Source organism: Atlantibacter sp. RC6 (genome assembly GCF_014193285.1).
In the GTDB taxonomy this organism is placed as follows: domain Bacteria; phylum Pseudomonadota; class Gammaproteobacteria; order Enterobacterales; family Enterobacteriaceae; genus Atlantibacter.
Window position 1 is genome coordinate 84,060 of record NZ_JACHZE010000002.1, and the last position, 25,501, is coordinate 109,560.

Genomic DNA, 25,501 nt, shown 5'->3' on the forward strand with positions numbered 1-25,501 from the left:
CGGCCTTTTTTGTTTTACGCGACGGTAAAGCCCAGCATCATGCCGGTATCTTCATGCTCCAGCAGATGGCAGTGCGCCATATAGGCCTGCTCCGCCGGGGCCGGATGTTCAAAACGCACCAACACCTCGCTGCGCGCGCCTTCCACCCAGACGGTATCTTTCCAGCCCGCGCGATGAGCGGCTGGCGGCTTACCGTTTTCAGTCAGGATGCGAAACTGGGCGCCGTGGATGTGGAACGGGTGCATCATCATGTCGCCCTCTCCGGAAATGGTCCAGCGCTCGTACTGCCCGCGCTCCACGGCAAACGCCGGCTTCGCCATGTCAAACGCCAGCCCGTTAATTTTATTGGCGTGATGGAAATCCATGTTCTGGTGGCCCATGCCGCCATGGTTCATGTTGCCGTGGCCCATACCGTGGTGCATACCCATGCCGGCCAGCGCCTGTTTGCCGTATTTTTGCTCCAGCGCCTGCATCCCCATCATATCGAGCATCGGGTCCATCATCAGCTGTAGCCAGCGCTCTTTGGCGTTGACGCTCTCGGGAATGGTGGGCATGTCGACCAGTTTGTCAGGCAGTTCGCCGGATGCGGTCACTACCAGTGGTTGAATGCGCACCACCGGCACAGGCTTATCAAACGGCGCGACGGTCATGCCGATCTGTTTCACCGGCAGCGTCACAATATCGAAAGGCGTGTTGTCGCGGTTTTCCACCAGCACTTCAAAACGCTCGCCCATGATCATCGGCAGTTCGGTCACTTTGACCGGCTCGGCCAAAAAGCCGCCGTCGCTGGCGACCACATACAGCGGGCGTCCATCGCTGGCGGCGATGTTCAGCGAACGGGCGTTACAGCCGTTCAGCAAACGCAGGCGCAGCCAACCGCGCGGGGCGGCATGTTGCGGATACGCCGCGCCGTTACACAGCAACGTGTCGCCAAACCAGCCGACAGCGGCGCTCATCATATCCAGTTGATAATCAATTTGCCCATCGGCCCCGAAGCGTTTGTCCTGGATAATCAGCGGGACGTCGTCAATGCCCCACTGCTGCGGCAGACGCAACAGGCGGCTATCGTTATCTTCAATCAGCACTAATCCCGCCAGCCCCATCGCTACCTGATGTCCGGTTTTGCCGTGCTGATGCGGGTGGAACCAACAGGTGGCGGCACGCTGCTGCGGCGTAAAAGAGACGGTACGGGTTTCGCCAGGTTTAATCACCCCCTGCGGGCCGCCGTCTACTTCACCTGGGATTTCCAGACCATGCCAGTGCAACGTGGTTTCTTCCGCCAGGGTGTTATGAATATTGACGGTCACGGCTTTACCCTGACGCAACTGGAGCGCCGGGCCGAGCAGGTTGCCGTTGTAGCCCCAGGTGGTCGCCGCTTTGCCGTTAAACAACGTCTGGCCCGCCTGAATGGTCAGGCGGATGCGGCTCTCGGCATCGGCGGTTAACAGACTGGGGATGGGTAAAGCGGGACGATCGGCGGCGAAGGCGAAGCGGCTCCACAGCGGTAACGCGCTTGCTGCGCCCAGCACGGCGGAATATTTTATAAAGTCGCGGCGATGCATGTCGATTTCCTTATGGTTCGCAGGCGTAATTTTGAGCATAAACCCTCCCCTAAGCGGAAGGTCAAGCCTGGCCGAGAATAATAAAGATCGTCGTGAAATACAGAATTGTGCTAACTTTCACTCTTCAGAGAGGAGTTCCAGGCGCGATGATGAAGTGGGTCAGATTGGTGTTACTCGGTGGGTTGCTCGGATTTTCCGCCAGTAGCTTTGCATTAAGTGAGTCTGAAGCCGAAGATATGGCTGATCTTACGGCAGTTTTTGTATTTCTTAAGAATGATTGCGGCTATCAAAACTTGCCCAACGGCCAAATCCGACGCGCGCTGGTGTTTTTCGCTCAGCAAAACCAGTGGGATCTGAGTAATTACGATAGCTTCAATATGAAGGCGCTCGGCGAAGACAGCTACCGCGATCTCAGCGGCATCGCCATCCCCACCGCAAAAAAATGTAAAGCCCTGGCGCGCGACTCGCTCAGCCTGCTCGCTTACGTCAAATAATCCCCTCCGTTCAGCCTGAACATACTGGCGTTCAGGCTACGACACTGTTGCGTCTTTCGTTGATGAAATATTGACCGTGCATCGGTGTAAGATGTTAGCTATCATGTTGCGCCATTTTTCCATGAGTGTTAACGAAAGAGGTATCTGCCAATGGCCGAAGCAAAAGTGTGGCAGGAAACGCTGCACGACCAGTTTGGACAATACTTTGCCGTTGATAATGTGCTGTATCACGAAAAGACCGATCACCAGGATCTGATCATTTTCGAGAACCGCGCATTTGGCCGCATCATGGCGCTGGACGGCGTTGTGCAAACCACCGAGCGTGATGAGTTTATCTATCACGAAATGATGACCCATGTACCGCTGCTGGCCCACGGCGATGCGAAGCATGTGTTGATTATCGGCGGCGGCGATGGCGCAATGCTGCGTGAAGTGACGCGCCATAAAAACGTCGAAACCATCACCATGGTGGAGATCGACGCGGGCGTAGTCTCGTTCTGCCGCCAGTATCTGCCCAACCATAACGCCGGAAGCTATGACGATCCGCGCTTCACGCTGGTGATCGACGACGGCGTTAACTTCGTCAATCAAACCACGCAAACCTTCGATGTGATCATCTCCGATTGCACCGATCCCGTCGGCCCCGGCGAAAGCCTGTTTACCTCGGAATTTTATCAGGGTTGTAAACGCGCGCTGAATCCGGGCGGAATTTTCGTCGCGCAAAACGGCGTCTGCTTTTTACAGCAGGACGAAGCCATCGGCAGCCATCGTAAACTCAGCCACTACTTTGAGGACGTGAGTTTTTACCAGGCCGCAATCCCAACCTATTACGGCGGCATTATGACTTTTGCCTGGGCCACCGATAACCCCGCGCTGCGCCAGCTCGATCTAAACACGATCCAGACGCGCTTTGCCGACGCCGGTTTACCCTGCCGTTATTACAACCCGGCAATCCACGCGGCCGCTTTCGCTCTGCCGCAATACTTGAATGACGCACTGGCTCGCCAGGCATCCTAAGGAGGTGAACAAAATTGAAAAAGCTTAAACTGCATGGCTTTAATAACCTGACCAAAAGCCTGAGTTTTTGTATCTACGATATTTGCTACGTCAAAACGGCGGAAGAGCGCGATGGCTACATCGCTTATATCGATGAACTGTATAACGCAAACCGTCTCACTGAGATCCTGACGGAAACCTGCTCCATCATCGGCGCGAACGTGTTGAATATCGCGCGCCAGGATTACGAGCCTCAGGGCGCCAGCGTGACCATTCTGGTCAGCGAAGAGCCCGTCGACCCGAAGCTGGTCGATAAAACCGAACACCCCGGCCCATTGCCCGAAACGGTGGTGGCACACCTGGATAAGAGCCATATCTGCGTCCACACCTACCCGGAAAGCCATCCGGAAAACGGGCTGTGCACCTTCCGTGCGGATATTGAAGTGTCAACCTGCGGGGTGATCTCTCCGCTTAACGCGTTGAACTACCTGATTCACCAGCTTGAATCCGATATCGTGACCGTAGACTACCGCGTGCGCGGCTTTACCCGCGACGTTAATGGCATGAAGCACTTCATCGACCATGAAATCAATTCGATTCAAAACTTTATGTCTGAAGACATGAAAGCGCTGTACGACATGATGGATGTGAATGTGTATCAGGAGAATATCTTCCACACGAAGATGCTGCTAAAAGAGTTCGATCTTAAACACTACATGTTCCACACCAAACCGGAAGATTTAACCGAACAAGAGCGGAAAGACATTACTGATATGCTCTGGAAAGAAATGCGCGAGATTTACTACGGACGTAATATTCCGGTGGTATAACGCAGGTGGAGCAGGGACGCTCCACGCGGTTAGCTTTACTGAAGGCTATTTTTGCTGGATAAACTCACGGTAAGCGCGCAGCACCTGAAGAAAATCCTCCACGCCGCACAGCGACAGGCTCTCTTCATCGTAATAGCTCATCCCCTCTTCCATTTCATCGCCAGAAAAGGCTAGCTGATTGGCGCGCACCATCACCTCTTCGCCATCCAGCCACAGGGTGTATTCATGCCCGGCGCGTTGCCACTGGCGCTCGCTGCCGATGACCGCCTGCGCCGCCTGCTCCACTTCCTCCAGCAGCGCCAGGTTCTCCTTCACTTCCTCATTAAACCAGTGACCAATCGCTTCATGGCCCATCGACATGCGTACTCTCACCGTACCGGTAACGTCGCGCAGAAATTCATGATCCATAGTGTTTTCCTCTGCTACACGCCGGGCAAACTACGCCCGAATTTTCTTATCTGTAATTATCGCAGCACGGCGCAAGAAAAACAGCGCAGCGGGCAGAGGTATCGAGAAAAAAGCCAGACGGGACGGTTGTGCTATCCTGAGGATCTTCTTAAAGCCTTAAATCGTAATCAGTTATGCAAAAATTGAAAATGTCATTGTCCCCGATTCTGCTGTTTATCTTCCTCGCGTTTCCCTTTTCCGCCGCGTATGCGGGCGAAGCGGTGCGGCTCGACTGTCTGACCCGCCAGAATGTCCTGATCTCCTTTTTTAAATATCACCTCACCACCATGCAATGGGGAAAACATTTTCAGATAGCTTCTGGCGCGCATAAAGATCGCACCCAGTCAGGCGCGCGTTACAAAACCTGGTCGTTTCGTAACGGTGATGATCTGGTGTTTTTCCCGAAGAATGAGCGTTGGTTTATTATTTATTCCGACCAGCAAAAGCCGGAGCGCTGCCGGGTTGAAGAGAGCTTTACCTGGCCGGTGGTCAGCCTGCCGCGCTACAGCGGCAAAGAAGATGCCCTGTCGTAAGGCATAAAAAAGGGAAGCTCTCTGGCTTCCCTTTTCGTTACGCGAAAGATCAGACCGCCGTCTGGAAAATCACCCCGTCGGCTTTCTCGGTGTACTGGGAAAGCTGGTCGAAGTTCAGATAGCGATAAGTATCCGCCGCGGTTTTATCCACCTGGGAAACAAACGTCTGGTACTCTTCCGGCGTCGGCAGTTTACCGATCAGCGCCGCAACCGCAGCCAGTTCCGCAGACGCCAGGTAGACGTTCGCGCCGGTGCCTAAACGGTTCGGGAAGTTACGGGTCGAAGTCGACACGACGGTCGCGCCGTCCGCCACGCGCGCCTGGTTACCCATGCACAGTGAACAACCCGGGATCTCAATACGCGCCCCGCTCTTACCGAATACGCTGTAATAGCCCTCTTCAGTCAACTGCGCGGCGTCCATACGGGTCGGCGGCGCAACCCACAGACGGGTCGGCAGCTGGCCTTTGTGAGTATCCAGCAGTTTACCCGCCGCGCGGAAGTGACCAATGTTGGTCATGCAGGAACCGATAAACACTTCGTCGATCTTGTCGCCCTGCACGTCAGACAGCAGACGCGCATCGTCCGGATCGTTCGGTGCGCACAGGATCGGCTCTTTGATATCCGCCAGATCGATCTCGATCACCGCGGCATATTCCGCATCGGCATCGGCTTCCATCAGTTGCGGATCCGCCAGCCACTTCTCCATGCCCTGAATACGACGCTCCAGCGTACGGCGGTCGCCGTAGCCTTCAGCAATCATCCACTTCAGCAGCACGATGTTGGAGTGCAGATACTCTTCGATCGGTTCGCGGTTCAGTTTGATGGTGCAGCCTGCCGCAGAACGCTCGGCGGAAGCGTCAGTCAGTTCGAACGCCTGCTCTACTTTCAGATCCGGCAGACCTTCGATTTCCAGAATGCGGCCAGAGAAGATGTTTTTCTTCCCTTTCTTCTCAACGGTCAGCAGACCTTGTTTGATGGCATACAGCGGGATAGCGTGAACCAGATCGCGCAGGGTAATGCCCGGCTGCATTTTGCCTTTAAAGCGCACCAGCACCGATTCCGGCATATCCAGCGGCATGACGCCGGTCGCGGCGGCAAACGCCACCAGGCCTGAGCCCGCCGGGAAAGAAATACCAATCGGAAAACGGGTATGGGAGTCACCGCCGGTGCCGACAGTGTCCGGCAACAGCATGCGGTTCAGCCAGGAGTGGATAACGCCATCACCCGGACGCAGCGACACGCCGCCACGGTTCATAATAAAGTCCGGCAGGGTGTGGTGCGTGGTGACGTCAACCGGCTTCGGATAGGCAGCGGTGTGGCAGAAAGACTGCATCACCAGATCCGCAGAGAAGCCCAGGCACGCCAGGTCTTTCAGCTCATCACGGGTCATCGGGCCGGTGGTGTCCTGAGAGCCCACGGAGGTCATTTTCGGCTCGCAGTAAGCGCCCGGACGAATGCCCGCCACGCCGCACGCACGACCTACCATTTTCTGCGCCAGTGAATAGCCGCGGTTGCTTTCCGCCACGTCTTTCGCCTGACGGAATACGTCGCTGTGCGGCAGGCCCAGCGCATCACGCGCTTTGGTGGTCAGGCCGCGGCCGATGATCAGCGGAATACGGCCACCGGCACGCACTTCATCCAGCAGCACATCGGTTTTCAGCTCGAAGCTGGCCAGCAGTTCGCCGGTCTCGTGATTGCGCACTTCGCCTTTGTACGGGTACACGTCAATCACATCGCCCATATTCAGGTTGGCAACATCCACTTCGATCGGCAGCGCGCCGGCATCTTCCATGGTGTTGAAGAAGATTGGCGCAATTTTGCCGCCCAGCACCAGGCCGCCGCCGCGCTTGTTCGGTACGTTCGGGATATCGTCACCCATAAACCACAGCACCGAGTTGGTGGCGGATTTACGGGAAGAACCGGTACCGACCACGTCGCCAACATAGGCCAGCGGATAGCCTTTCTGTTGCAGGGCTTCGATCTGTTTAATCGGGCCAACGCTGCCCGGCTGATCCGGCTCGATGCCTTCACGGGCGTTTTTCAGCATCGCCAGGGCGTGCAGTGGGATATCCGGGCGCGACCAGGCATCCGGTGCCGGAGACAGGTCATCGGTATTGGTTTCACCGGTAACTTTAAACACGGTAACGGTAATTTTTTCATTCAGCGTCGGGCGCGACAGGAACCATTCGGCGTCTGCCCAGGACTGCATGACCTGCTTCGCGTAGCTGTTGCCCGCTTTGGCTTTTTCTTCCACATCGTAGAAGTTATCGAACATCAGCAGAGTGTGGGACAGCGCTTTCGCAGCAATCGGCGCGAGTTTGTCATTATCCAGCGCGTCGACCAGCGGATGGATGTTGTAACCACCCTGCATAGTGCCTAACAGTTCGATAGCTTTTTCAGGGGTGACCAGCGGAGAGGTTGCTTCGCCTTTGGCAATTGCAGCGAGGAATCCGGCTTTAACATAGGCGGCTTCATCAACGCCCGGCGGTACACGGTTGGTCAGCAGATCTAACAGGAATTCTTCTTCGCCCGCGGGCGGATTCTTCAGCAGCTCGACGAGCGCGGCCATTTGGGTTGCATCTAAGGGTTTTGGAACAATCCCAACGGCTGCACGTTCTGCTACGTGCTTACGGTATTCTTCTAGCACGACGGTTCTCCTCGCTCTCATTGTCATATGCGGCAGGCGCTTCTCTTCACGCTCCTGTGAGACAGCAGTTTGTAGGGTAAATGCCCGATACCGCGTCGGGCAGCATAGCAGGATTTTGAGGGGGTGTTAATCTGTTTACAAAAAAGCAACATAAAAAGATTTGCTGAATCGTTAAGCATGGTATAGCGCAAGAAAGCGGCGTTTTGCGGAGACAAAAAAACCGCTTTTCAGCGGTTAGTTTGTGCCATGCGGTGGTAGCAAGCACCGGTCCGGCGGTATCGATTTGTGGCAAAACCCTCACGCTGGGCATTCTGCTCCGCTCATAAACTGAACGCAAGCGCAAAAATGCTTTTTGCGTAACGTTATCCAGATTCGAATGAAAATCGCTGAAATTTACCCTACCCGTCTGTTTTAAAAAGTAATCATCAGATAATGTCCGCATCGGCCTGCTTCGCTGGCGTAGCAACCAGTCACCGGGCCCGGAAGCAGTTCCGTCATTTGCTACGTGGCAAAACCCTCATTTGCCAGGTTCTGCCTTTCCCGGTGAAGAAGGATCAGCGTAGTCCTGAAAAGGAAACGTACGCAATGGAGATGCGACAGCTATATGCATTAATCATTGTGACAGGTTTACTGCTGACGGCACTGCATGGTGGATGGAATATTTCCGACATCTCGGTACTGTTTGTCGTTAACCTCGGCAATTAGCTACTGGCCGCTCGTAAGAGCGGCCTTTCAATAACAGCGCAGCAGCAAATCCATCATCGCTTATAATTTGTGTAATAAATGTTCACATCTTAATTCAGACTTAACGGTTCGGTTCACCCTTTAAGTCAAAAACGCAAAATACGGGTGAATATACTCGCGGCAATCTAAACGCCTTACGGCTGGCCTTCGTCGGAGTCATCTATGAAATTGCCCTTTACGCCACACCTGCTTGCACTGCTGTGCAGCGCCGGGCTATTAGCCGCCTCCGGCGTGCTATATGTCAAAAGCCAGACGCCCGCAGCAAGCCCCCCGGTATCTCAACCTGCGCCCGCTCAGGCGCAGCCGGCACCCGCCGCTCCGGTTGCTCCCGCCTATACCACTGCACAAATCGATCAATGGGTCGCGCCCGTGGCGCTGTATCCGGATGCGCTGTTATCGCAGGTGCTGATGGCGTCAACCTATCCGGCTAACGTCGTACAGGCGGTTCAATGGTCGCGGGATAACCCCTCGCTTCAGGGCGACCAGGCGATTCAGGCGGCGGCGAGCCAGCCCTGGGACCCCAGCGTAAAATCATTGGTGGCGTTCCCGCAGTTAATGGCGTTGATGGGTGAAAATCCGCAATGGGTGGAAGACCTGGGCAATGCCTTTCTGGCCCAGCCTCAGGACGTGATGAATGCCGTGCAAAAGCTTCGGGCGCTTGCGCAGCAAACCGGCGCGCTCAAATCAAACCAGCAGCAGAGGGTGACGCAAACGCCTAAAACCACTGTTGCCGCACCCGCGCCGCAGAGTTCAGAGGCCGGGAAAACCACTGTGGTCAGTAGCGCGCCCGCCGAGACTATCATTAAAATCGAACCCGCCGATCCGCAGGTGGTTTATGTCCCCACCTATAACCCGAGCACCGTGTACGGCACCTGGCCTAACGCCAGCTATCCGCCGGTCTATTTACCGCCCCCTCCCGGGCAACAATTTACCGAAAGCTTTGTAAAGGGCTTCGGCTACAGCCTGGGCGTGGCGACGACTTACGCGCTGTTCAGCAGTATCGACTGGGATGATGATGACGATCATCACCATCACGATCATGACGATGATTATCATCACGGTCATGGCGACGGGTATTACCGCAACGGCAATAACATCAATATTAATGTGGATAACTATAACCGGATATCCGGCGAACACCTCACCGGTGGCGATCGGGTCTGGACCCATAATCCTGCCTACCGGGATAACGTGCCATACAGGAACGACGCCGTTGCCGCGCGTTTCCACCAGACCAACGTCGCGAGCGGCTTAAGCGCCACGCAAAACCCTGCGGATTCACGCGACGGGCAGCGGCAGGCGGCGATGCAGCAGCTTCAGCAATCCACGGGGCACAAGCTCAATGCATCCCAGCCCGCGACGCGTGACGCGCAGCGCCAGGCTGCGTCAAAACAGCTAAACCAGATAGCCCAGCGAAATAACTATCGCGGCTATGACAGCGCCGATAATAGCCAGCGCCGTGAAGCGGCAAAGCAGCACCTTAAAAACCCCACCGCGCAGCAGCAACAACGCCGGGATGCGGCGAAAAATGAGTTGCAGCATCCCACCGCTCAACAGCAACAACGCCGGGAAGCAGTACAACAGCACCGTGCGACTATTACCCCGGAGCAGCGCCAGCAGCGGCGCGAAACATTAAACGCCAACGCCTTTAGCGGCAACGACAGCCGTTCGCCCTCGTGGCAGGCGCAGCAGCAGCGGGGGATCCAGAGCCGCCAACATGCAGCGGCGGATCGGGAGCGGCTTTCCCACGCCCGGGAAAACGCCCCGCGGCATCGTGAATTTCATCGTCAATAAGCAGGAGCGAAAATGAAAAACCGAATCACTCTAAGCGCCCTTCCCCTGCTTTTACTGCCTGTTCTTGCCGAGGCGCAGCAGTATTTCAACACGCCGGAAGAAGCGGCAAACGCATTCGCCGTTGCGATAACCCAGCAAGATGATGCAGAACTTACCAACTTACTGGGCAACGACTGGCGGGAATTTCTTCCTCCTGAAGGCGTCGATCCGGAAGCCGTAGCGCGCTTTACCCGCGACTGGAAGGTCAGCCATCGCATCGTGCAAAAAGATAACGTCGCGCACCTCAACGTGGGCAGCGAGAGCTGGCAGTTGCCGCTGCCCATCGTTAAAGCGGAAAACGGCTGGCGGTTCGATATGAAAGGCGCGGCGGATGAGATCCTGACCCGGGCGATTGGCCGCAACGAACTTTCCGCGATCCAGGCGATGCATGCTTATGTGGATGCTCAGCATAGCTTTTATCAAATGAATCATGAGTATGCGCAAAAATTTGTCAGCAGCGAAGGTAAAAAAGACGGGCTTTACTGGCCTGTTCAACCCGGCGAAGCCCCCAGCCCGTTAGGGCCGTCATTCAGTCCGGTACAACCTGGTATGGGCTATCACGGATACCATTTCCGTATCATTACCGCCCAGGGTAAAAACACGGATGACGGCGAGAAAAATTACTTGCAGGACGGGAAAATGGTCGGCGGATTCGCGCTTATCGCCTGGCCGGTTGAATACGGGAAAACCGGCATCGCCACCTTTATGATTAACCAGCAGGACGGGATCTGGCAGACAGATTTAGGCCCGCAAACGGCTGAAAAGGCCAAAGCCATTACGCGTTTCGATCCCGGTAGCGACTGGCAAGCGGTTAATCTTTAACCCGAAAAAGCGGCCCTTGAGCCGCTTTTTCAATGCGTAAGAAAAGTTATCCCTGATGCGGCATCAGTTCAGGATGCCCTACTACCGGTGGTTTGGTACTGGAAAGATCGGCTTCATCGGCACTTATGCTGCCGGATCCGGTGCCCCAGACGCCCTCCTGGGTCTTCGTGTTTTGCTGATGCTGGGCATTCAAATCTTCGCCCATCGCGGCGATGTGATTCGACTCCGTTCCGCCGCTGTTATCCGCCCAGGGAATTTGTTGATCGGCGGCCAGCGTCAGGCCTGAAAATAACGTAGCGGCGAAGGCTGTGGTAATCAAAAGCGTTTTCATCTGTCACCTCTAATTAATTCACTATTTATTAATTATCACGCTATTAATTTAATGAGTTATTAGTTTTCAATGATCGACAAGATGTATAGGAATATTGTTCAGGTAACGTTTTTCAGCGGGGTAACGCAGACGCGAGTACGGTAACGGGCGGGCATAAAAAAAGCGGCCATTCAGCCGCTTTTATCATTTGAAACGAAGGGTTACTTCTTCTTCGCTTTCGGGTTCGGCAGGTCGGTGATGCTGCCTTCGAACACTTCTGCCGCCAGGCCCACAGACTCATGCAGAGTCGGGTGAGCATGGATGGTCAGCGCGATGTCTTCAGCGTCACAGCCCATTTCGATCGCCAGACCGATTTCACCCAGCAGCTCGCCGCCGTTGGTACCGACAATCGCGCCACCGATAACACGGTGAGTCTCTTTGTCGAAAATCAGTTTGGTCATACCGTCTGCGCAGTCAGAAGCGATAGCACGGCCAGAAGCAGCCCACGGGAAAGTGGCGGTCTCAAAGCTGATGCCTTTCTCTTTCGCTTCTTTCTCAGTCAGGCCAACCCATGCCACTTCTGGCTCGGTGTAGGCGATTGACGGGATCACTTTCGGATCGAAGTAGTGTTTCATGCCAGCGATAACTTCAGCGGCAACGTGGCCTTCATGCACGCCTTTGTGCGCCAGCATCGGCTGACCGACGATATCGCCGATAGCGAAGATGTGCGGCACGTTGGTGCGCAGCTGCTTGTCTACGCGGATGAAGCCACGGTCGTCCACTTCCACGCCGGCTTTACCAGCGTCGAGGTTTTTACCGTTCGGCACACGGCCGATCGCCACCAGCACGGCATCGTAACGCTGCGCTTCGGCAGGCGCTTTTTTGCCTTCCATGGAAACATAGATACCGTCTTCTTTGGCTTCAACGGCAGTGACTTTAGTTTCCAGCATCAGGTTGAATTTCTTGCTGATACGTTTGGTGAAGACTTTAACGATATCTTTATCGGCAGCCGGGATCACCTGGTCGAACATCTCAACCACGTCGATCTCTGAACCCAGCGCATGGTACACGGTGCCCATTTCCAGGCCGATGATACCGCCGCCCATCACCAGCAGGCGCTTCGGAACTTCTTTCAGTTCCAGCGCATCGGTGGAATCCCATACGCGCGGATCTTCGTGCGGAATAAACGGCAGTTCAATCGGACGGGAACCCGCCGCGATGATTGCGTTGTCAAAGTTGATCACGGTTTTGCCGTTTTCGCCTTCAACTTCCAGGGTGTTTGCCCCGGTAAATTTACCCAGACCGTTGACCACTTTCACTTTGCGGCCTTTCGCCATGCCAGCCAGACCACCGGTCAGCTGATTGATGACTTTTTCTTTCCAGGTACGAATCTTGTCGATATCGGTTTTCGGCTCGCCGAAGACGATACCGTGCTCAGCCAGCGCTTTGGCTTCTTCGATAACTTTTGCAACGTGCAGCAGCGCTTTAGAAGGGATACAGCCGACGTTCAGACAAACACCGCCCAGGGTGTTGTAACGTTCTACGATGACGGTCTCCAGACCTAAATCAGCGCAACGGAAGGCCGCAGAATAACCTGCCGGGCCTGCCCCAAGTACCACGACCTGAGTTTTGATTTCAGTACTCATCATGACCTCTGTAATTTATATCCGGCGGGTCTGACGCTATTGTTGTTACGCCCATCATCCACCGGGACGTTCTATCCGCCCGTATTTTACAAAATTGTTAACAATTTTGAAACAACAAAACGGCAAACGATTTGTCCTTTATTCCTGATAACCGCATAAAGCCTCATGAGATTATCAGAAAAAAGCCGGCCGTCAGGCCGGCTTTTTCGATTACATCACCAGGCGGCGAATGTCGCTCAGCATGTTGTTGATGATGGTGATGAAACGTGCACCATCAGCACCGTCGATCACGCGGTGGTCGAAGGACAGAGAAATCGGCATCATCAGACGCGGAATAAACTCTTTACCGTTCCACACCGGTTCCATCGCGGACTTGGACACACCGAGGATAGCCACTTCCGGCGCGTTAACAATCGGCGCGAAGTGGGTGGTGCCCAGGCCGCCGATGCTGGAGATAGTGAAGCAGCCGCCCTGCATTTCGCCGGCAGTCAGCTTGCCATCACGCGCTTTCTTAGAAATCACGGTCAGTTCGCGAGACAGCTCGGTAATGCTCTTCTTGTTCACGTCTTTGAAGACCGGAACAACCAGACCATTCGGCGTATCTACCGCAACACCGATATTGATGTATTTCTTCAGCGTCAGCTTCTGGCCATCTTCGGACAGGGAGCTGTTGAAGCGCGGCATCTGCTCCAGAGCAGCGGCAACGGCTTTCATGATGAAGACCACCGGAGTGAATTTCACGTCCAGTTTGCGCTTCTCTGCTTCGGCGTTCTGCTGTTTACGGAACGCTTCCAGATCGGTGATATCGGTTTTGTCGAAGTGAGTTACGTGCGGGATCATCACCCAGTTACGGCTCAGGTTAGCACCAGAGATTTTCTGGATGCGGCCCAGTTCCACTTCTTCGATTTCACCAAACTTGCTGAAGTCCACTTTCGGCCACGGCAGCATGCCCGGGATACCGCCGCCAGTGGCAGCAGCAGGTGCGGATTCAGCGCGTTTCACCGCTTCCTTCACGTAGGCCTGAACGTCTTCGCGCAGGATACGGCCTTTACGACCGGTGCCTTTCACTTTCGCCAGGTTAACGCCGAATTCGCGCGCCAGGCGGCGGATCAGCGGAGTCGCGTGAACGTAAGCGTCGTTTTCAGCGAATTCAGTTTTGCCTTCCGCTTTAGCTGGCGCAGCAGCCGGTTTCTCTGCTTTCGCAGCCGGAGCCGGTGCAGCCGCTTCCTGCTTAGCAGCCGGAGCCGCGGCAGGCGCAGCGCCTTCCACTTCGAAGATCATGATCAGGGAGCCGGTAGACACTTTGTCGCCGGTGTTGATTTTGATCTCTTTTACGGTGCCCGCGAACGGTGCCGGAACTTCCATAGAGGCTTTGTCGCCTTCCACGGTAATCAGTGATTGTTCAGCGGCCACTTTATCGCCCACTTTCACCATCACTTCAGTCACTTCAACTTCGTCACCGCCGATGTCCGGTACGTTAACTTCTTTAGAACCGGATGCCGCCGCCGGCGCGGAAGCCGCCTGCTCTTTCACTTCTGGTTTCGCCGCAGCGGCAGGCGCAGCGCCTTCCACTTCGAATACCATGATCAGGGAGCCGGTAGAGACTTTGTCGCCGGTGCTGATTTTGATCTCTTTAACCTTGCCCGCGAACGGAGAAGGGACTTCCATAGAGGCTTTATCGCCTTCCACGGTGATCAGAGACTGTTCAGCGGTCACGCTGTCGCCGACTTTGACCATGATTTCGGTCACTTCGACTTCATCGCTGCCGATATCCGGTACGTTAACTTCTTTCACGCCGCCCGCTGCAGCAGGTGCTGCCGCCGGAGCCGCTTCTTTCTTCTCTTCTGCCTTGGCAGGCGCAGCGTCAGCTGCACCGTCGGCGGAATCGAAAATCATAATCAGTTTGCCGGTCTCGGTTTTGTCGCCGACAGAGACTTTGATCTCTTTCACGACGCCAGCCTGCGGAGACGGCACTTCCATAGAGGCTTTGTCGCCTTCTACGGTGATCAGCGACTGTTCAGCTTCAACTTTGTCGCCCACTTTGACCAGGATCTCGGTGATTTCAACTTCATCAGCCCCGATGTCCGGTACGTTGATTTCGATAGCCATTATTCTTTTACCTCTTACGCCAGACGCGGGTTAACTTTTTCTGCATCGATGTTGAATTTGGTGATTGCGTCGGCAACCACTTTCTTATCGATTTCGCCACGTTTAGCCAGTTCGCCCAGGGCCGCTACCACCACGTAGGACGCGTCAACTTCGAAGTGGTGACGCAGGTTTTCACGGCTGTCAGAGCGGCCGAAACCGTCGGTACCCAGTACGCGGTAATCATCAGCCGGTACATAAGTACGAACCTGTTCAGCAAACAGTTTCATATAGTCGGTGGAAGCCACTGCCGGCGCATCGTTCATCACCTGAGCGATGTACGGAACGCGCGGGGTTTCCAGCGGGTGCAGCATGTTCCAGCGCTCACAATCCTGGCCGTCACGCGCCAGTTCGGTGAAGGAGGTCACGCTGTAGACGTCAGAGCCCACGCCGTAGTCTTTCGCCAGGATCTGTGCGGCTTCACGCACGTGACGCAGGATAGAACCGGAGCCCAGCAACTGAACTTTACCTTTGCTACCTTCGAGGGTTTCGAGTTTGTAGATACCTTTACGGATACCTTCCTCGGCACCTTCCGGCATGGCCGGCATATGGTAGTTTTCGTTCAGAGTGGTGATGTAATAGTAAATGTTCTCTTGCGCTTCACCGTACATGCGCTGCAGACCATCGTGCATGATGACCGCAACTTCGTACGCGTAAGACGGATCGTAAGAGATACAGTTCGGGATAGTCAGCGACTGAATGTGGCTGTGGCCATCTTCGTGCTGCAGACCTTCGCCGTTCAGCGTCGTACGACCAGAAGTCCCCCCGATCAGGAAGCCGCGCGCCTGTTGGTCACCCGCTGCCCAGCACAGGTCGCCGATACGCTGGAAACCGAACATGGAGTAGTAGATGTAGAACGGGATCATCGGCAGATCGTTGGTGCTGTAGGAGGTCGCCGCAGCCAGCCAGGAAGAACCTGCGCCCAGCTCGTTGATGCCTTCCTGCAGGATCTGGCCTTTCTCGTCTTCTTTGTAGTACGCAACCTGCTCACGATCCTGCGGGGTGTACTGCTGGCCGTTCGGGCTGTAAATACCGATCTGACGGAACAGACCTTCCATACCAAAGGTACGCGCTTCGTCAGCGATGATCGGAACCAGACGGTCTTTGATGGACGGGTTCTTCAGCATCACGTTCAGGGCACGAACGAAAGCGATGGTGGTGGAGATCTCTTTGTTCTGCTCTTCCAGCAGCTGCTGGAAATCTTCCAGCTTCGGCAGTTCCAGCTTCTCAGTGAAGTTCGGAATGCGGCTCGGCAGATAGCCGTGCAGTTTTTCACGCTGGCCGTGCAGGTATTTGTACTCTTCAGAACCTTCCGGGAAGGTGATGTAAGAGAGATTTTCAACCTGCTCGTCGGTCACCGGCACATTGAAACGGTCGCGGATATAACGCACGCCGTCCATGTTCATTTTCTTCACCTGGTGAGCGATGTTTTTACCTTCGGCGGTATCACCCATGCCATAGCCTTTAACGGTATGGGCCAGGATAACGGTCGCTTTGCCTTTGGTTTCCTGCGCTTTTTTGAATGCAGCGTAGATTTTCTTCGGATCGTGGCCGCCACGGTTCAGGGCCCAAATCTGATCGTCAGTCCAGTCGGCAACCAGTGCGGCAGTTTCCGGGTATTTACCGAAGAAGTGCTCGCGAACGTACGCGCCGTTTTTGGATTTGAAGGTCTGATAGTCGCCGTCAACGGTTTCGTTCATCAGCTGGATCAGTTTACCGCTGGTGTCTTTACGCAGCAGTTCGTCCCAACGGGAACCCCACATCACCTTGATCACGTTCCAGCCAGCGCCTGCGAAGATGCCTTCCAGTTCGTTAACGATTTTGCCGTTACCGGTTACCGGGCCATCCAGACGTTGCAGGTTACAGTTGATAACGAAGACCAGGTTATCCAGTTTTTCACGGGTCGCGATGGTGATAGCGCCTTTGGATTCCGGCTCATCCATCTCACCGTCGCCCAGGAAGGCGTAAACGGTTTGCTGGGAAGTGTCTTTCAGACCACGATGTTCCAGATATTTCAGGAACTTAGCCTGATAGATCGCGCCGATCGGGCCCAGGCCCATGGATACGGTCGGGAACTGCCAGAATTCCGGCATCAGTTTCGGGTGCGGGTAAGAAGACAGACCGTTGCCATGCACTTCCTGACGGAAGTTGTTCATCTGCTCTTCGGTCAGGCGGCCTTCCAGGAAAGCACGTGCGTAAACGCCCGGAGAGATGTGGCCCTGGAAGTACACCAGGTCGCCGCCGTCTTTGTCGTTGCGCGCGCGGAAGAAGTGGTTGAAGCACACATCATACACGGTCGCGGAAGACTGGAAGGACGCCATGTGGCCGCCAAGCTCCAGGTCTTTTTTAGACGCGCGCAGCACGGTCATGATGGCGTTCCAGCGAATAGCCGAGCGAATACGACGTTCCAGCTCCAGATTACCCGGGTATTCCGGTTCATCTTCAACGGCAATAGTGTTGATGTAGTTGCCAGCTCCGGTACCAGCGGCAACCTGTACGCCGCCTTTACGGGCTTCGCTCAGGAGCTGGTCAATCAGATACTGAGCACGCTCAACACCTTCTTCACGGATTACCGATTCGATCGCCTGTAGCCAGTCGCGAGTTTCAATCGGATCCACGTCATTTTGTAAACGTTCTGACATGGGGGGTATTCCTTATCTATCTAATACGTTGATTTAGCTGGAACCTGTCCCATTGTATTTTCATGGGGTTATCGCTCACAAAAACACAATAAGACAGGTTCTGCGTTTAGTTGCCGCGCTCTAAAAGTTGGCGCTCAATTCGCACTGTTTTCTTACTCTGACGAGCCGGAAAAAGCGCTTAGTCCTTTCGTTGCTGTAGGCGGCGCAGTGAGCGTTCACGACGACTGTGCTCACGGCTGCGGTCCAGCAATATCTCCTCAATAAAAGCGAGATGGCGATGCGACGCTTCTCGCGCCTGCTCCGGCTCTCTCGCCATAATCGCCTCGAATATACGAGAACGATGGTTGCTTACCAGCGGGAGCATCTCCCGGCGGGCATACAACAATTCAAAATTCTGTCGAACGTTTTGGGCCAGCATCGGCTCCATGCAGCGCAGTAAGTGTAGTAGCACAACGTTGTGTGCAGCTTCGGTGACTGCGATTTGATACTGCATGACGGCGTCGGATTCGGCATCCAGGTCGCCGGATTGCTGGGCAAGCTCAATGGCCTGGTGGAGTTCACGGATACGCTCAAGGTCTTCGTCGGTGCTGCGAAGCGCGGCGTAATACGCGGCGATGCCTTCAAGGGCATGACGGGTTTCCAGCAGATCAAATTGAGATTCAGGGTGATCGGTCAGCAGCTCGACCAGCGGGTCGCTGAAGCTCTGCCATAGTGTGCTTTGAACAAATGTCCCGCCACCCTGGCGACGAAGCAGTAATCCTTTGGCTTCGAGACGCTGAATCGCCTCTCGGAGTGAAGGACGCGATACGTCGAACTGTTTCGCCAGTTCGCGTTCCGGTGGGAGTTTTTCGCCAGGACGCAAGGTCCCTTCGAGGATGAGAAACTCCAGTTGCTGCTCAATCACATCGGATAGTTTTGGTTGGCGGATTTTGCTGTAGGCCATTATTCCCTGTCTCTGCCATTAGCCCGGAGTCAATTGGTATGACCAATTTCACATTCGTGACGCTAAAGTAACAAAGTATTCACCTTCTGTCCATCCCGGTTTTGATTGAAATCAGTAAAGCAGCCACATTTTAACAACCATACAGAAATAACGTTTCATTAATGTAACTTTGCACAAATGAGTTGGTTACCACCAAAGAAGTAGTTTTAACCTTAATGAAACGTGGATATTTGCGATCTGAACCGATTCATCAGATTAAAATATGAATATAAATGCGTAATTTGCGTATAAATTGAAAATGCTGTCGGAAGAGATTAATAACGGGGCGATTTACAAATGGTTTCTTTTTATTCACTTCTTCTGCATCCGCGTTAAAACCAGGTGCATTCAACTGCGCTTACCACTATTCTTGGCGCTGTGGTAGAGGAATAGGGAAAATTTAGCCTTCCACTTCGTAAATAAAAAAATACACCTATCGGAATATACAACTTACAACGGTGAACATTGCCACCGATTATAACTACTCACGAGGTTCAATGATGGAAGGTCAACACGACACGCTGAAGCGCGGCCTGAAAAACCGCCATATTCAGCTTATCGCGCTGGGAGGAGCAATCGGCACTGGCCTGTTTTTGGGCAGCGCCTCTGTTATCCAGTCCGCAGGGCCAGGTATTATTCTTGGCTACGCCATTGCGGGTTTTATTGCCTTTTTGATTATGCGTCAATTAGGCGAAATGGTAGTGGAAGAACCTGTCGCAGGCTCCTTCAGCCACTTCGCTTATAAATATTGGGGTGGATTTGCGGGCTTCGCTTCCGGATGGAACTACTGGGTACTGTACGTTCTGGTCGCTATGGCGGAACTGACCGCCGTGGGTAAATACATTCAATTCTGGTGGCCGGAAATCCCGGCATGGGTCTCTGCCGCCGTATTCTTCGTGCTGATCAACGCCATCAACCTGACCAACGTGAAAGTGTTTGGCGAGATGGAATTCTGGTTCGCCATCATCAAAGTTATCGCGGTTATCGCGATGATCCTGTTCGGCGGCTGGCTGCTGTTCAGCGGCACGGCGGGGCCGCAGGCCACCGTACGCAACCTGTGGGAACAGGGCGGCTTCCTGCCGCACGGCATCTCGGGGCTGGTGATGATGATGGCGATTATTATGTTTTCTTTCGGTGGGCTGGAGCTGGTGGGGATCACCGCCGCTGAAGCCGATAACCCGGAGCAAAGCATTCCGAAAGCCACCAACCAGGTGATCTACCGTATTCTGATTTTCTATGTGGGCTCCCTGGCGGTACTGCTGTCGCTGATGCCGTGGTCGCGCGTCACCGCCGACACCAGCCCGTTCGTGTTTATCTTCCATGAGCTGGGCGACGCGCTGGTGGCGAACGCGCTCAACATCGTGGTGCTGACGGCGGCGCTGTCGGTCTATAACAGCTGCGTATACTGCAACAGCCGTATGCTGTTCGGCCTGGCGCAACAGGGCAACGCGCCGAAAATGCTGCAAAAAGTGGATAAGCGCGGCGTACCGGTCAACACCATCCTGGTCTCCTCGCTGTTCACCGCCATCTGCGTGCTGATCAACTACTTCGCTCCGGAAGAGGCTTTCGGCCTGCTGATGGCGCTGGTGGTCTCCGCGCTGGTAATCAACTGGGCGATGATCAGCCTGGCGCACATGAAATTCCGCCGCGCCAAACAGCAGCAGGGCGTGAAAACCCGCTTCCCGGCTATCTTCTACCCGATGGGCAACTGGCTGTGCCTGGCCTTTATGGCGGCGGTACTGATCATCATGCTGATGACCCCGGGCATGGCGATTTCCGTCTACCTTATCCCGGTATGGCTGGTGATCCTGGGCGTGGGTTATATGTTCAAACAGAAAGGCGCTAAGGTCGCGAAAGCGCACTAATCTTTGTTATTCACCCTCTCCTTCGGGAGAGGGTGCTGTGTTAAATGTTACCTGTCTCACACTTTCCTTTTCATAGCATTTTTATCCATGTCTCTACCAACTTCCTACAACGCAATAAATCTTTAGCAGGCGAATAATTATTCCCACATCTCAGTGGGAGAAAACAGCATGGATAACAGCAAACTGTCTGTTAAAGAAAAAATCGGCTACGGCATGGGCGACGCAGGATGCAACATCATCTTCGGCGCTATCATGTTGTTTGTTAACTATTTTTATACGGATATTTTTGGTCTCGCCCCGGCGCTGGTCGGGGTGCTTTTGCTCTCTATCCGGGTCATTGATGCCGTAACGGATCCGATTATGGGGGCTATCGCCGACCGCACCCAAAGCAAGTACGGGCGCTTCCGTCCCTGGCTTTTGTGGATTGCAGTGCCTTATGCCCTGTTCAGCATCCTGATGTTTACCACGCCGGACTGGAGCTACAGTAGCAAAGTTGTCTATGCGTTTGTGACTTACTTTCTGCTGTCGTTGACCTATACCGCGATTAACATCCCCTATTGCTCGCTGGGCGGCGTGATCACCAGCGACCCGAAAGAGCGCGTAGCCTGCCAGTCGTATCGTTTTGTCATGGTCGGAATCGCCACGCTGTTACTGTCGCTGACTCTGTTGCCGATGGCGGAATGGTTTGGCGGCGAAGACAAAGCCAAAGGTTATCAAATGGCGATGACCGTGCTGGCATTTATCGGCATGTGTATGTTCCTGTTCTGCTTCGCCACGGTACGCGAGCGTATCCGCCCGGCAGTGCCCACCCATGACGATATGAAAAAAGACATGAAGGATGTCTGGAAAAACGACCAGTGGGTGCGGATTTTGCTGCTCACTCTGTGCAACGTTTGCCCGGGCTTTATCCGCATGGCGGCCACCATGTATTACGTCACCTGGGTGATGGGGCAAAGCACCCACTTCGCCACGATTTTCATCAGCCTTGGGGTGGTCGGCATGATGATCGGCAGTATGCTGGCGAAAGTGCTGACCGACCGCTGGTGCAAACTGAAAGTGTTCTTCTGGACCAACATCGCGCTGGCGATCTTTTCCTGCGCGTTCTACTTCTTTGACCCGCAGGCAACGGTCATGATTGTGGTGCTCTACTTCCTGCTGAATATCCTGCACCAGATCCCCTCCCCGCTGCACTGGTCGTTAATGGCGGACGTCGATGATTACGGCGAATGGAAAACCGGCAAACGCATCACCGGCATCAGTTTTTCCGGCAACCTGTTCTTCCTGAAAGTGGGCCTGGCGGTGGCCGGCGCGATGGTGGGCTTCCTGCTCTCCTGGTACGGCTATGACGCGGGTGCCAAATCCCAAAGCGCCAGCGCCATCAACGGCATCGTGCTGTTATTCTCGGTGATCCCCGGCGTTGGCTATCTCATCACCGCAGGCGTGGTTCGTCTGCTGAAAGTCGACCGCGAGCTGATGAAAACCATTCAGGCGGACCTGGCGAAGCGCCGCGTCAATTATCATGAACTGGGCGAGAACGCGGGTGTTCCCGTCAGCGAACAGGTAAGGAAAGCATAATGAACTGGCCAAACCCTTTTATCGAACAACGCGCCGACCCGTATATTTTGCGCCATCAGGACCACTACTATTTTATCGCCTCCGTGCCGGAATATGACCGGCTGGAACTGCGCCGGGCCAGCACCCTGGAGGGGTTGCGCAGCGCCGAACCGGTTGTGGTTTGGCGCAAACCCGCCACCGGGCCGATGAGCGAACTGATCTGGGCGCCGGAGCTGCACTGCATCGACGGGAAATGGTATCTCTACTTCGCGGCGACCTGGACCAAAGCGCTGGACGCATTGAATATGTTCCAGCACCGCATGTTTGTGCTGGAGTGTGACGATGCCGATCCGCTGACCGGAACGTGGCGGGAGAAAGGTCAGGTGAAAACGCCGTTTGATACCTTCGCGCTGGACGCCACGACGTTTGTGCATCAGGGCAAACGCTGGTATCTGTGGGCGCAAAAATCGCCGCACATTCCCGGCAATTCAAATCTGTATCTGGCGGAAATGGAAACACCCTGGATGTTGAAAGGCGAGCCGGTGATGCTCAGCAAGCCGGAATACGACTGGGAATGCCAGGGTTTTCTGGTGAATGAAGGCCCGGCGGTGCTGTTCCATGGCGATCGGCTGTTTATCAGCTACTCTGCCAGCGCCACCGATGAAAACTACTGCATGGGCCTGCTGTGGATCGATATCAACGCCAACCCACTGGATCCGGCGAACTGGCATAAATCACCGCAGCCGGTATTCCGAACCAGCTATGAAAACCGCCAGTACGGCCCCGGCCACAACAGCTTCACGCAAACTGAAGATGGCGAAGACGTGCTGGTTTACCATGCGCGCAACTACACGGAAATTGAAGGCGACCCGCTGTACGACCCCAATCGCCACACCCGCCTGAAACTGATCCGCTGGGATGAAAACGGGATGCCTGACTTCGGCATCCCGCCTGCGGATACGCTGTAAGCCAACGGCGCGCTGGCTTACACCAGCGTGCCGTAAATCGTTAGCAGCGCGACCACTACCACAATCACCAGCGTGGTTTTCTTCGCCATTGATACCGCCGCTTTCGGCGTTTCGATCTTATCCAGGTGCGGCTCGCGCGCCAGCGAGAACTGCGCCAGACGCGTCAGCACCTGATACTGCGAGGTATGGCGATCGGCCAGCGACGCGAACCACGCCGGTAGCGCCCGTTCGCCATGGCCCAACAGCGCATACACCACGCCCGCCAGACGTACCGGCACCCAGTCCAGCACGTGCAAAATGCTGTCTACGCCAGAATAAAGCCGCTGCTGCGGTGAATGATGGCGCGCCAGCCAGGCCTGCCAGGCGCGCAAAAACGCATACCCGGTGAGCAGCACCGGCCCCCAGATCCCCCCGACAATAAACCAGAACAGGGGTGCCAGATAAAAACGGAAGTTAATCCACAGCAGCGCGTTCTGCAGCTCGCGCAGATATTCGCGCTCATCGCAATCATGCGGAACGCCGTGGATCAGCGTCAGCTCCGCCGACATCGCATCCCTGGCATGGCTGTCGCCCTGGCTTGCCGCTTTCAAATACGCATGATAATGCAAACGCACCTGCCCTGCCCCGATACACAGCAACCCCAGCAATATCCAGAACACCAGCAGCGGCACATTGAAAAATAGCCCGTACAGGGCGCGCAGGCAGAGCCAGACAATCAGCATGGCAAGCAGCGTCATGCCGATCGTCCGCCACCAGGAAAAATGGTGGATCCGGCGGAATACCCCTTCCAGACGGCTATCCAGTTGCCAGTGCTCGCCCAGCTTGAATAAGCGCTCGGCGATCAGCACCAGCAGCAAGGTGAATAACGTCATGACACCTCCTTATTAGTCGGGCAGCCAACCAACGCGCGAAAGCGTTGCCAGTCGAACGCCGGGCCGGGATCGGTTTTGCGCGTCGGCGCAATATCGCTGTGCCCGGTCATATGCCGGGCAAGGTTCGGATACTGTTCGATAAGCGTGCGCGTCAGCGCCGCCAGTTGCTGATACTGCGCATCGGTATAGGGCAAGGTATCGGTGCCTTCCAGCTCAATACCAATCGAGAAGTCGTTGCAGCGCTCGCGGCCCTGATACTCAGAGACGCCCGCATGCCAGGCGCGTTTATCAAAAGGGACATACTGCACGATTTCGCCGTCGCGGCGAATCAGACAATGCGCGGATACCCGCAAATGCGCGATATCAGCGAAGTAAGGATGGGCGTCGGGATCTAAGGTTCCGGCGAACAGCGCGTCGATCCACGGCCCGCCAAATTCACCCGGCGGCAAACTGATATTGTGTACCACCAGTAACCCAGGTTGTTCATCATCTGGCCGACTATCCTGATGAGGCGAGCACTGATGCCTCACGCCCTGTAGCCAGCCCCCGTTAACCTGCATGCGGTAACCTCCTTTTGATGGTGCTGAAACCCGCTTCAGAGTAGCATGTTTACCTCTCAGAATTAGCCACCAATTTGGAGTTTTATGATGTCGCCTCGCCGTTATAATCCCGATCACCGACGTGACGTTCTGCTCGATCGCATCAATCATGATATCCCGCAAATTATCGCCGCCGCGCTGCGTGAAGACCTGGGCGGTGAAGTTGACGCCAACAACGACATTACGGCGCAGTTGCTGCCTGAAGACCAGCAATCCCACGCGGTGTTGATCACCCGTGAAGCCGGGGTGTTTTGCGGCAAGCGTTGGGTTGAAGAGGTGTTTATCCAGTTGGGCGGCGACGTGGACGTCATCTGGCATGTGAAAGACGGCGACAGCCTGGTGCCCAACCAGCCGCTGTTTGAGTTGCAAGGCCCGTCGCGGATCCTGCTGACCGGCGAGCGCACCGCGCTTAATTTTGTGCAAACCCTTTCCGGCGTCGCCAGCCTGGTGCGCAGCTATGTCGATTTGCTCGAAGGCACCCAGACTCAACTGCTGGATACCCGCAAAACGCTGCCGGGCCTGCGTACCGCGCTGAAATACGCCGTGCTGTGCGGCGGCGGCAATAACCATCGTCTCGGCCTGAGCGATGCGTTTCTGATCAAAGAAAACCACATTATCGCCTCAGGATCGGTGCGTAAGGCGGTAGAAAAAGCCTTCTGGCTGCATCCGGACGTCCCCGTGGAAGTGGAAGTAGAGTCGCTGGAAGAGTTGGATGACGCCCTGAAAGCGGGGGCGGACATCGTAATGCTGGATAATTTCACCGTTGACGATATGCGCGAAGCGGTGAAGCGCACCAACGGCCAGGCGCGTCTGGAAGTTTCCGGCAATGTCACCAAAGAGACCCTGCGCACCTTTGCGGAAACCGGCGTGGACTTTATCTCCGTTGGCGCGCTGACCAAACACGTTCAGGCGCTCGATCTGTCGATGCGTTTTCGCTGATCGCCAGCCGGAGGCGCGCCTCCGGCTCCACTAAAATTTGCGAGCTGTATTCCCTGCGAATGTTCCCCGGC

20 protein-coding genes are annotated in these 25,501 nt (G+C 55.1%); 10 read left to right on the top strand and 10 right to left on the bottom strand.

What is annotated here, in order from left to right; genetic code table 11:
• Positions 1 to 14: 14 nt before the first annotated feature.
• A complete protein-coding gene (cueO, locus tag FHW74_RS05410; RefSeq protein WP_183169942.1) occupies positions 15 to 1,562 on the bottom strand; it encodes a multicopper oxidase CueO in 1,548 nt (515 codons plus the stop codon).
• Between the two features lie 146 nt (positions 1,563 to 1,708).
• Between cueO and FHW74_RS05415 the strand changes: the two genes are divergently transcribed.
• The 3 genes from FHW74_RS05415 (at position 1,709) to speD (ending at position 3,882) form a co-directional block, all read left to right on the top strand.
• Positions 1,709 to 2,056: a YacC family pilotin-like protein gene (locus FHW74_RS05415; protein ID WP_125293639.1), complete on the top strand. Its 348-nt coding sequence runs from the start codon at positions 1,709 to 1,711 to the stop codon at positions 2,054 to 2,056.
• 150 nt (positions 2,057 to 2,206) lie between these two features.
• Positions 2,207 to 3,073, top strand: a complete 867-nt coding sequence (gene speE / locus FHW74_RS05420) for a polyamine aminopropyltransferase (RefSeq protein WP_183169510.1) — start codon at positions 2,207 to 2,209, stop codon at positions 3,071 to 3,073.
• A gap of 14 nt (positions 3,074 to 3,087) precedes the next feature.
• A complete protein-coding gene (gene speD, locus FHW74_RS05425; protein ID WP_183169511.1) occupies positions 3,088 to 3,882 on the top strand; it encodes an adenosylmethionine decarboxylase in 795 nt (264 codons plus the stop codon).
• Positions 3,883 to 3,927: 45 nt separating this feature from the next.
• Here the strand turns inward: speD and yacL are convergent, their stop codons facing one another.
• Complete coding sequence (gene yacL / locus FHW74_RS05430) at positions 3,928 to 4,290, bottom strand: protein YacL (RefSeq protein ID WP_183169512.1); 363 nt, start codon at positions 4,288 to 4,290, stop codon at positions 3,928 to 3,930.
• Positions 4,291 to 4,478: 188 nt separating this feature from the next.
• Between yacL and FHW74_RS05435 the strand changes: the two genes are divergently transcribed.
• Positions 4,479 to 4,862, top strand: a complete 384-nt coding sequence (locus FHW74_RS05435; protein ID WP_183169513.1) for a hypothetical protein — start codon at positions 4,479 to 4,481, stop codon at positions 4,860 to 4,862.
• A gap of 49 nt (positions 4,863 to 4,911) precedes the next feature.
• Here FHW74_RS05435 and acnB read toward each other — a convergent pair whose 3' ends face one another.
• Entirely contained in the window at positions 4,912 to 7,509 is a 2,598-nt protein-coding gene (gene acnB, locus FHW74_RS05440; RefSeq protein ID WP_183169514.1) for a bifunctional aconitate hydratase 2/2-methylisocitrate dehydratase, read from the bottom strand.
• Positions 7,510 to 8,415: 906 nt separating this feature from the next.
• On the opposite strand from acnB, the gene FHW74_RS05445 reads away from it, so the two are divergent.
• Positions 8,416 to 10,047 carry a DUF3300 domain-containing protein gene (locus FHW74_RS05445; RefSeq protein WP_183169515.1) on the top strand — a complete coding sequence of 544 codons (1,632 nt, stop codon included), beginning with the start codon at positions 8,416 to 8,418 and terminating at the stop codon, positions 10,045 to 10,047.
• 12 nt (positions 10,048 to 10,059) lie between these two features.
• Complete coding sequence (locus FHW74_RS05450) at positions 10,060 to 10,908, top strand: DUF2950 domain-containing protein (protein WP_183169516.1); 849 nt, start codon at positions 10,060 to 10,062, stop codon at positions 10,906 to 10,908.
• Between the two features lie 46 nt (positions 10,909 to 10,954).
• Here the strand turns inward: FHW74_RS05450 and FHW74_RS05455 are convergent, their stop codons facing one another.
• The 5 genes from FHW74_RS05455 to pdhR all read right to left on the bottom strand — a co-directional run bounded on the left by FHW74_RS05455 (position 10,955) and on the right by pdhR (position 18,594).
• Entirely contained in the window at positions 10,955 to 11,239 is a 285-nt protein-coding gene (locus FHW74_RS05455) for a hypothetical protein (RefSeq protein ID WP_183169517.1), read from the bottom strand.
• Positions 11,240 to 11,439: 200 nt separating this feature from the next.
• Positions 11,440 to 12,864 carry a dihydrolipoyl dehydrogenase gene (lpdA, locus tag FHW74_RS05460; RefSeq protein ID WP_183169518.1) on the bottom strand — a complete coding sequence of 475 codons (1,425 nt, stop codon included), beginning with the start codon at positions 12,862 to 12,864 and terminating at the stop codon, positions 11,440 to 11,442.
• 210 nt (positions 12,865 to 13,074) lie between these two features.
• Entirely contained in the window at positions 13,075 to 14,973 is a 1,899-nt protein-coding gene (gene aceF, locus FHW74_RS05465; protein WP_183169519.1) for a pyruvate dehydrogenase complex dihydrolipoyllysine-residue acetyltransferase, read from the bottom strand.
• 14 nt (positions 14,974 to 14,987) lie between these two features.
• On the bottom strand, positions 14,988 to 17,651 hold the full coding sequence (gene aceE / locus FHW74_RS05470) for a pyruvate dehydrogenase (acetyl-transferring), homodimeric type (protein ID WP_183169520.1): 2,664 nt from the start codon (positions 17,649 to 17,651) through the stop codon (positions 14,988 to 14,990).
• Between the two features lie 178 nt (positions 17,652 to 17,829).
• Entirely contained in the window at positions 17,830 to 18,594 is a 765-nt protein-coding gene (pdhR, locus tag FHW74_RS05475) for a pyruvate dehydrogenase complex transcriptional repressor PdhR (RefSeq protein ID WP_125293654.1), read from the bottom strand.
• A 536-nt stretch (positions 18,595 to 19,130) separates the two neighbouring features.
• Between pdhR and aroP the strand changes: the two genes are divergently transcribed.
• The 3 genes from aroP (at position 19,131) to FHW74_RS05490 (ending at position 23,020) form a co-directional block, all read left to right on the top strand.
• A complete protein-coding gene (aroP, locus tag FHW74_RS05480; protein ID WP_183169521.1) occupies positions 19,131 to 20,498 on the top strand; it encodes an aromatic amino acid transporter AroP in 1,368 nt (455 codons plus the stop codon).
• Between the two features lie 168 nt (positions 20,499 to 20,666).
• A complete protein-coding gene (locus FHW74_RS05485) occupies positions 20,667 to 22,073 on the top strand; it encodes a glycoside-pentoside-hexuronide (GPH):cation symporter (protein WP_183169522.1) in 1,407 nt (468 codons plus the stop codon).
• A complete protein-coding gene (locus FHW74_RS05490; protein ID WP_183169943.1) occupies positions 22,070 to 23,020 on the top strand; it encodes a family 43 glycosylhydrolase in 951 nt (316 codons plus the stop codon). Before FHW74_RS05485 ends, FHW74_RS05490 begins: the two co-directional genes overlap by 4 nt.
• A gap of 17 nt (positions 23,021 to 23,037) precedes the next feature.
• Here FHW74_RS05490 and ampE read toward each other — a convergent pair whose 3' ends face one another.
• Together ampE and ampD are read right to left on the bottom strand one after the other, a co-directional pair.
• Positions 23,038 to 23,892: a beta-lactamase regulator AmpE gene (gene ampE / locus FHW74_RS05495; RefSeq protein ID WP_183169523.1), complete on the bottom strand. Its 855-nt coding sequence runs from the start codon at positions 23,890 to 23,892 to the stop codon at positions 23,038 to 23,040.
• Positions 23,889 to 24,452 carry a 1,6-anhydro-N-acetylmuramyl-L-alanine amidase AmpD gene (gene ampD, locus FHW74_RS05500; RefSeq protein ID WP_183169524.1) on the bottom strand — a complete coding sequence of 188 codons (564 nt, stop codon included), beginning with the start codon at positions 24,450 to 24,452 and terminating at the stop codon, positions 23,889 to 23,891. Before ampD ends, ampE begins: the two co-directional genes overlap by 4 nt.
• Positions 24,453 to 24,539: 87 nt before the next feature.
• Between ampD and nadC the strand changes: the two genes are divergently transcribed.
• Positions 24,540 to 25,430 carry a carboxylating nicotinate-nucleotide diphosphorylase gene (nadC, locus tag FHW74_RS05505; RefSeq protein WP_183169944.1) on the top strand — a complete coding sequence of 297 codons (891 nt, stop codon included), beginning with the start codon at positions 24,540 to 24,542 and terminating at the stop codon, positions 25,428 to 25,430.
• Positions 25,431 to 25,501 lie beyond the last annotated feature (71 nt).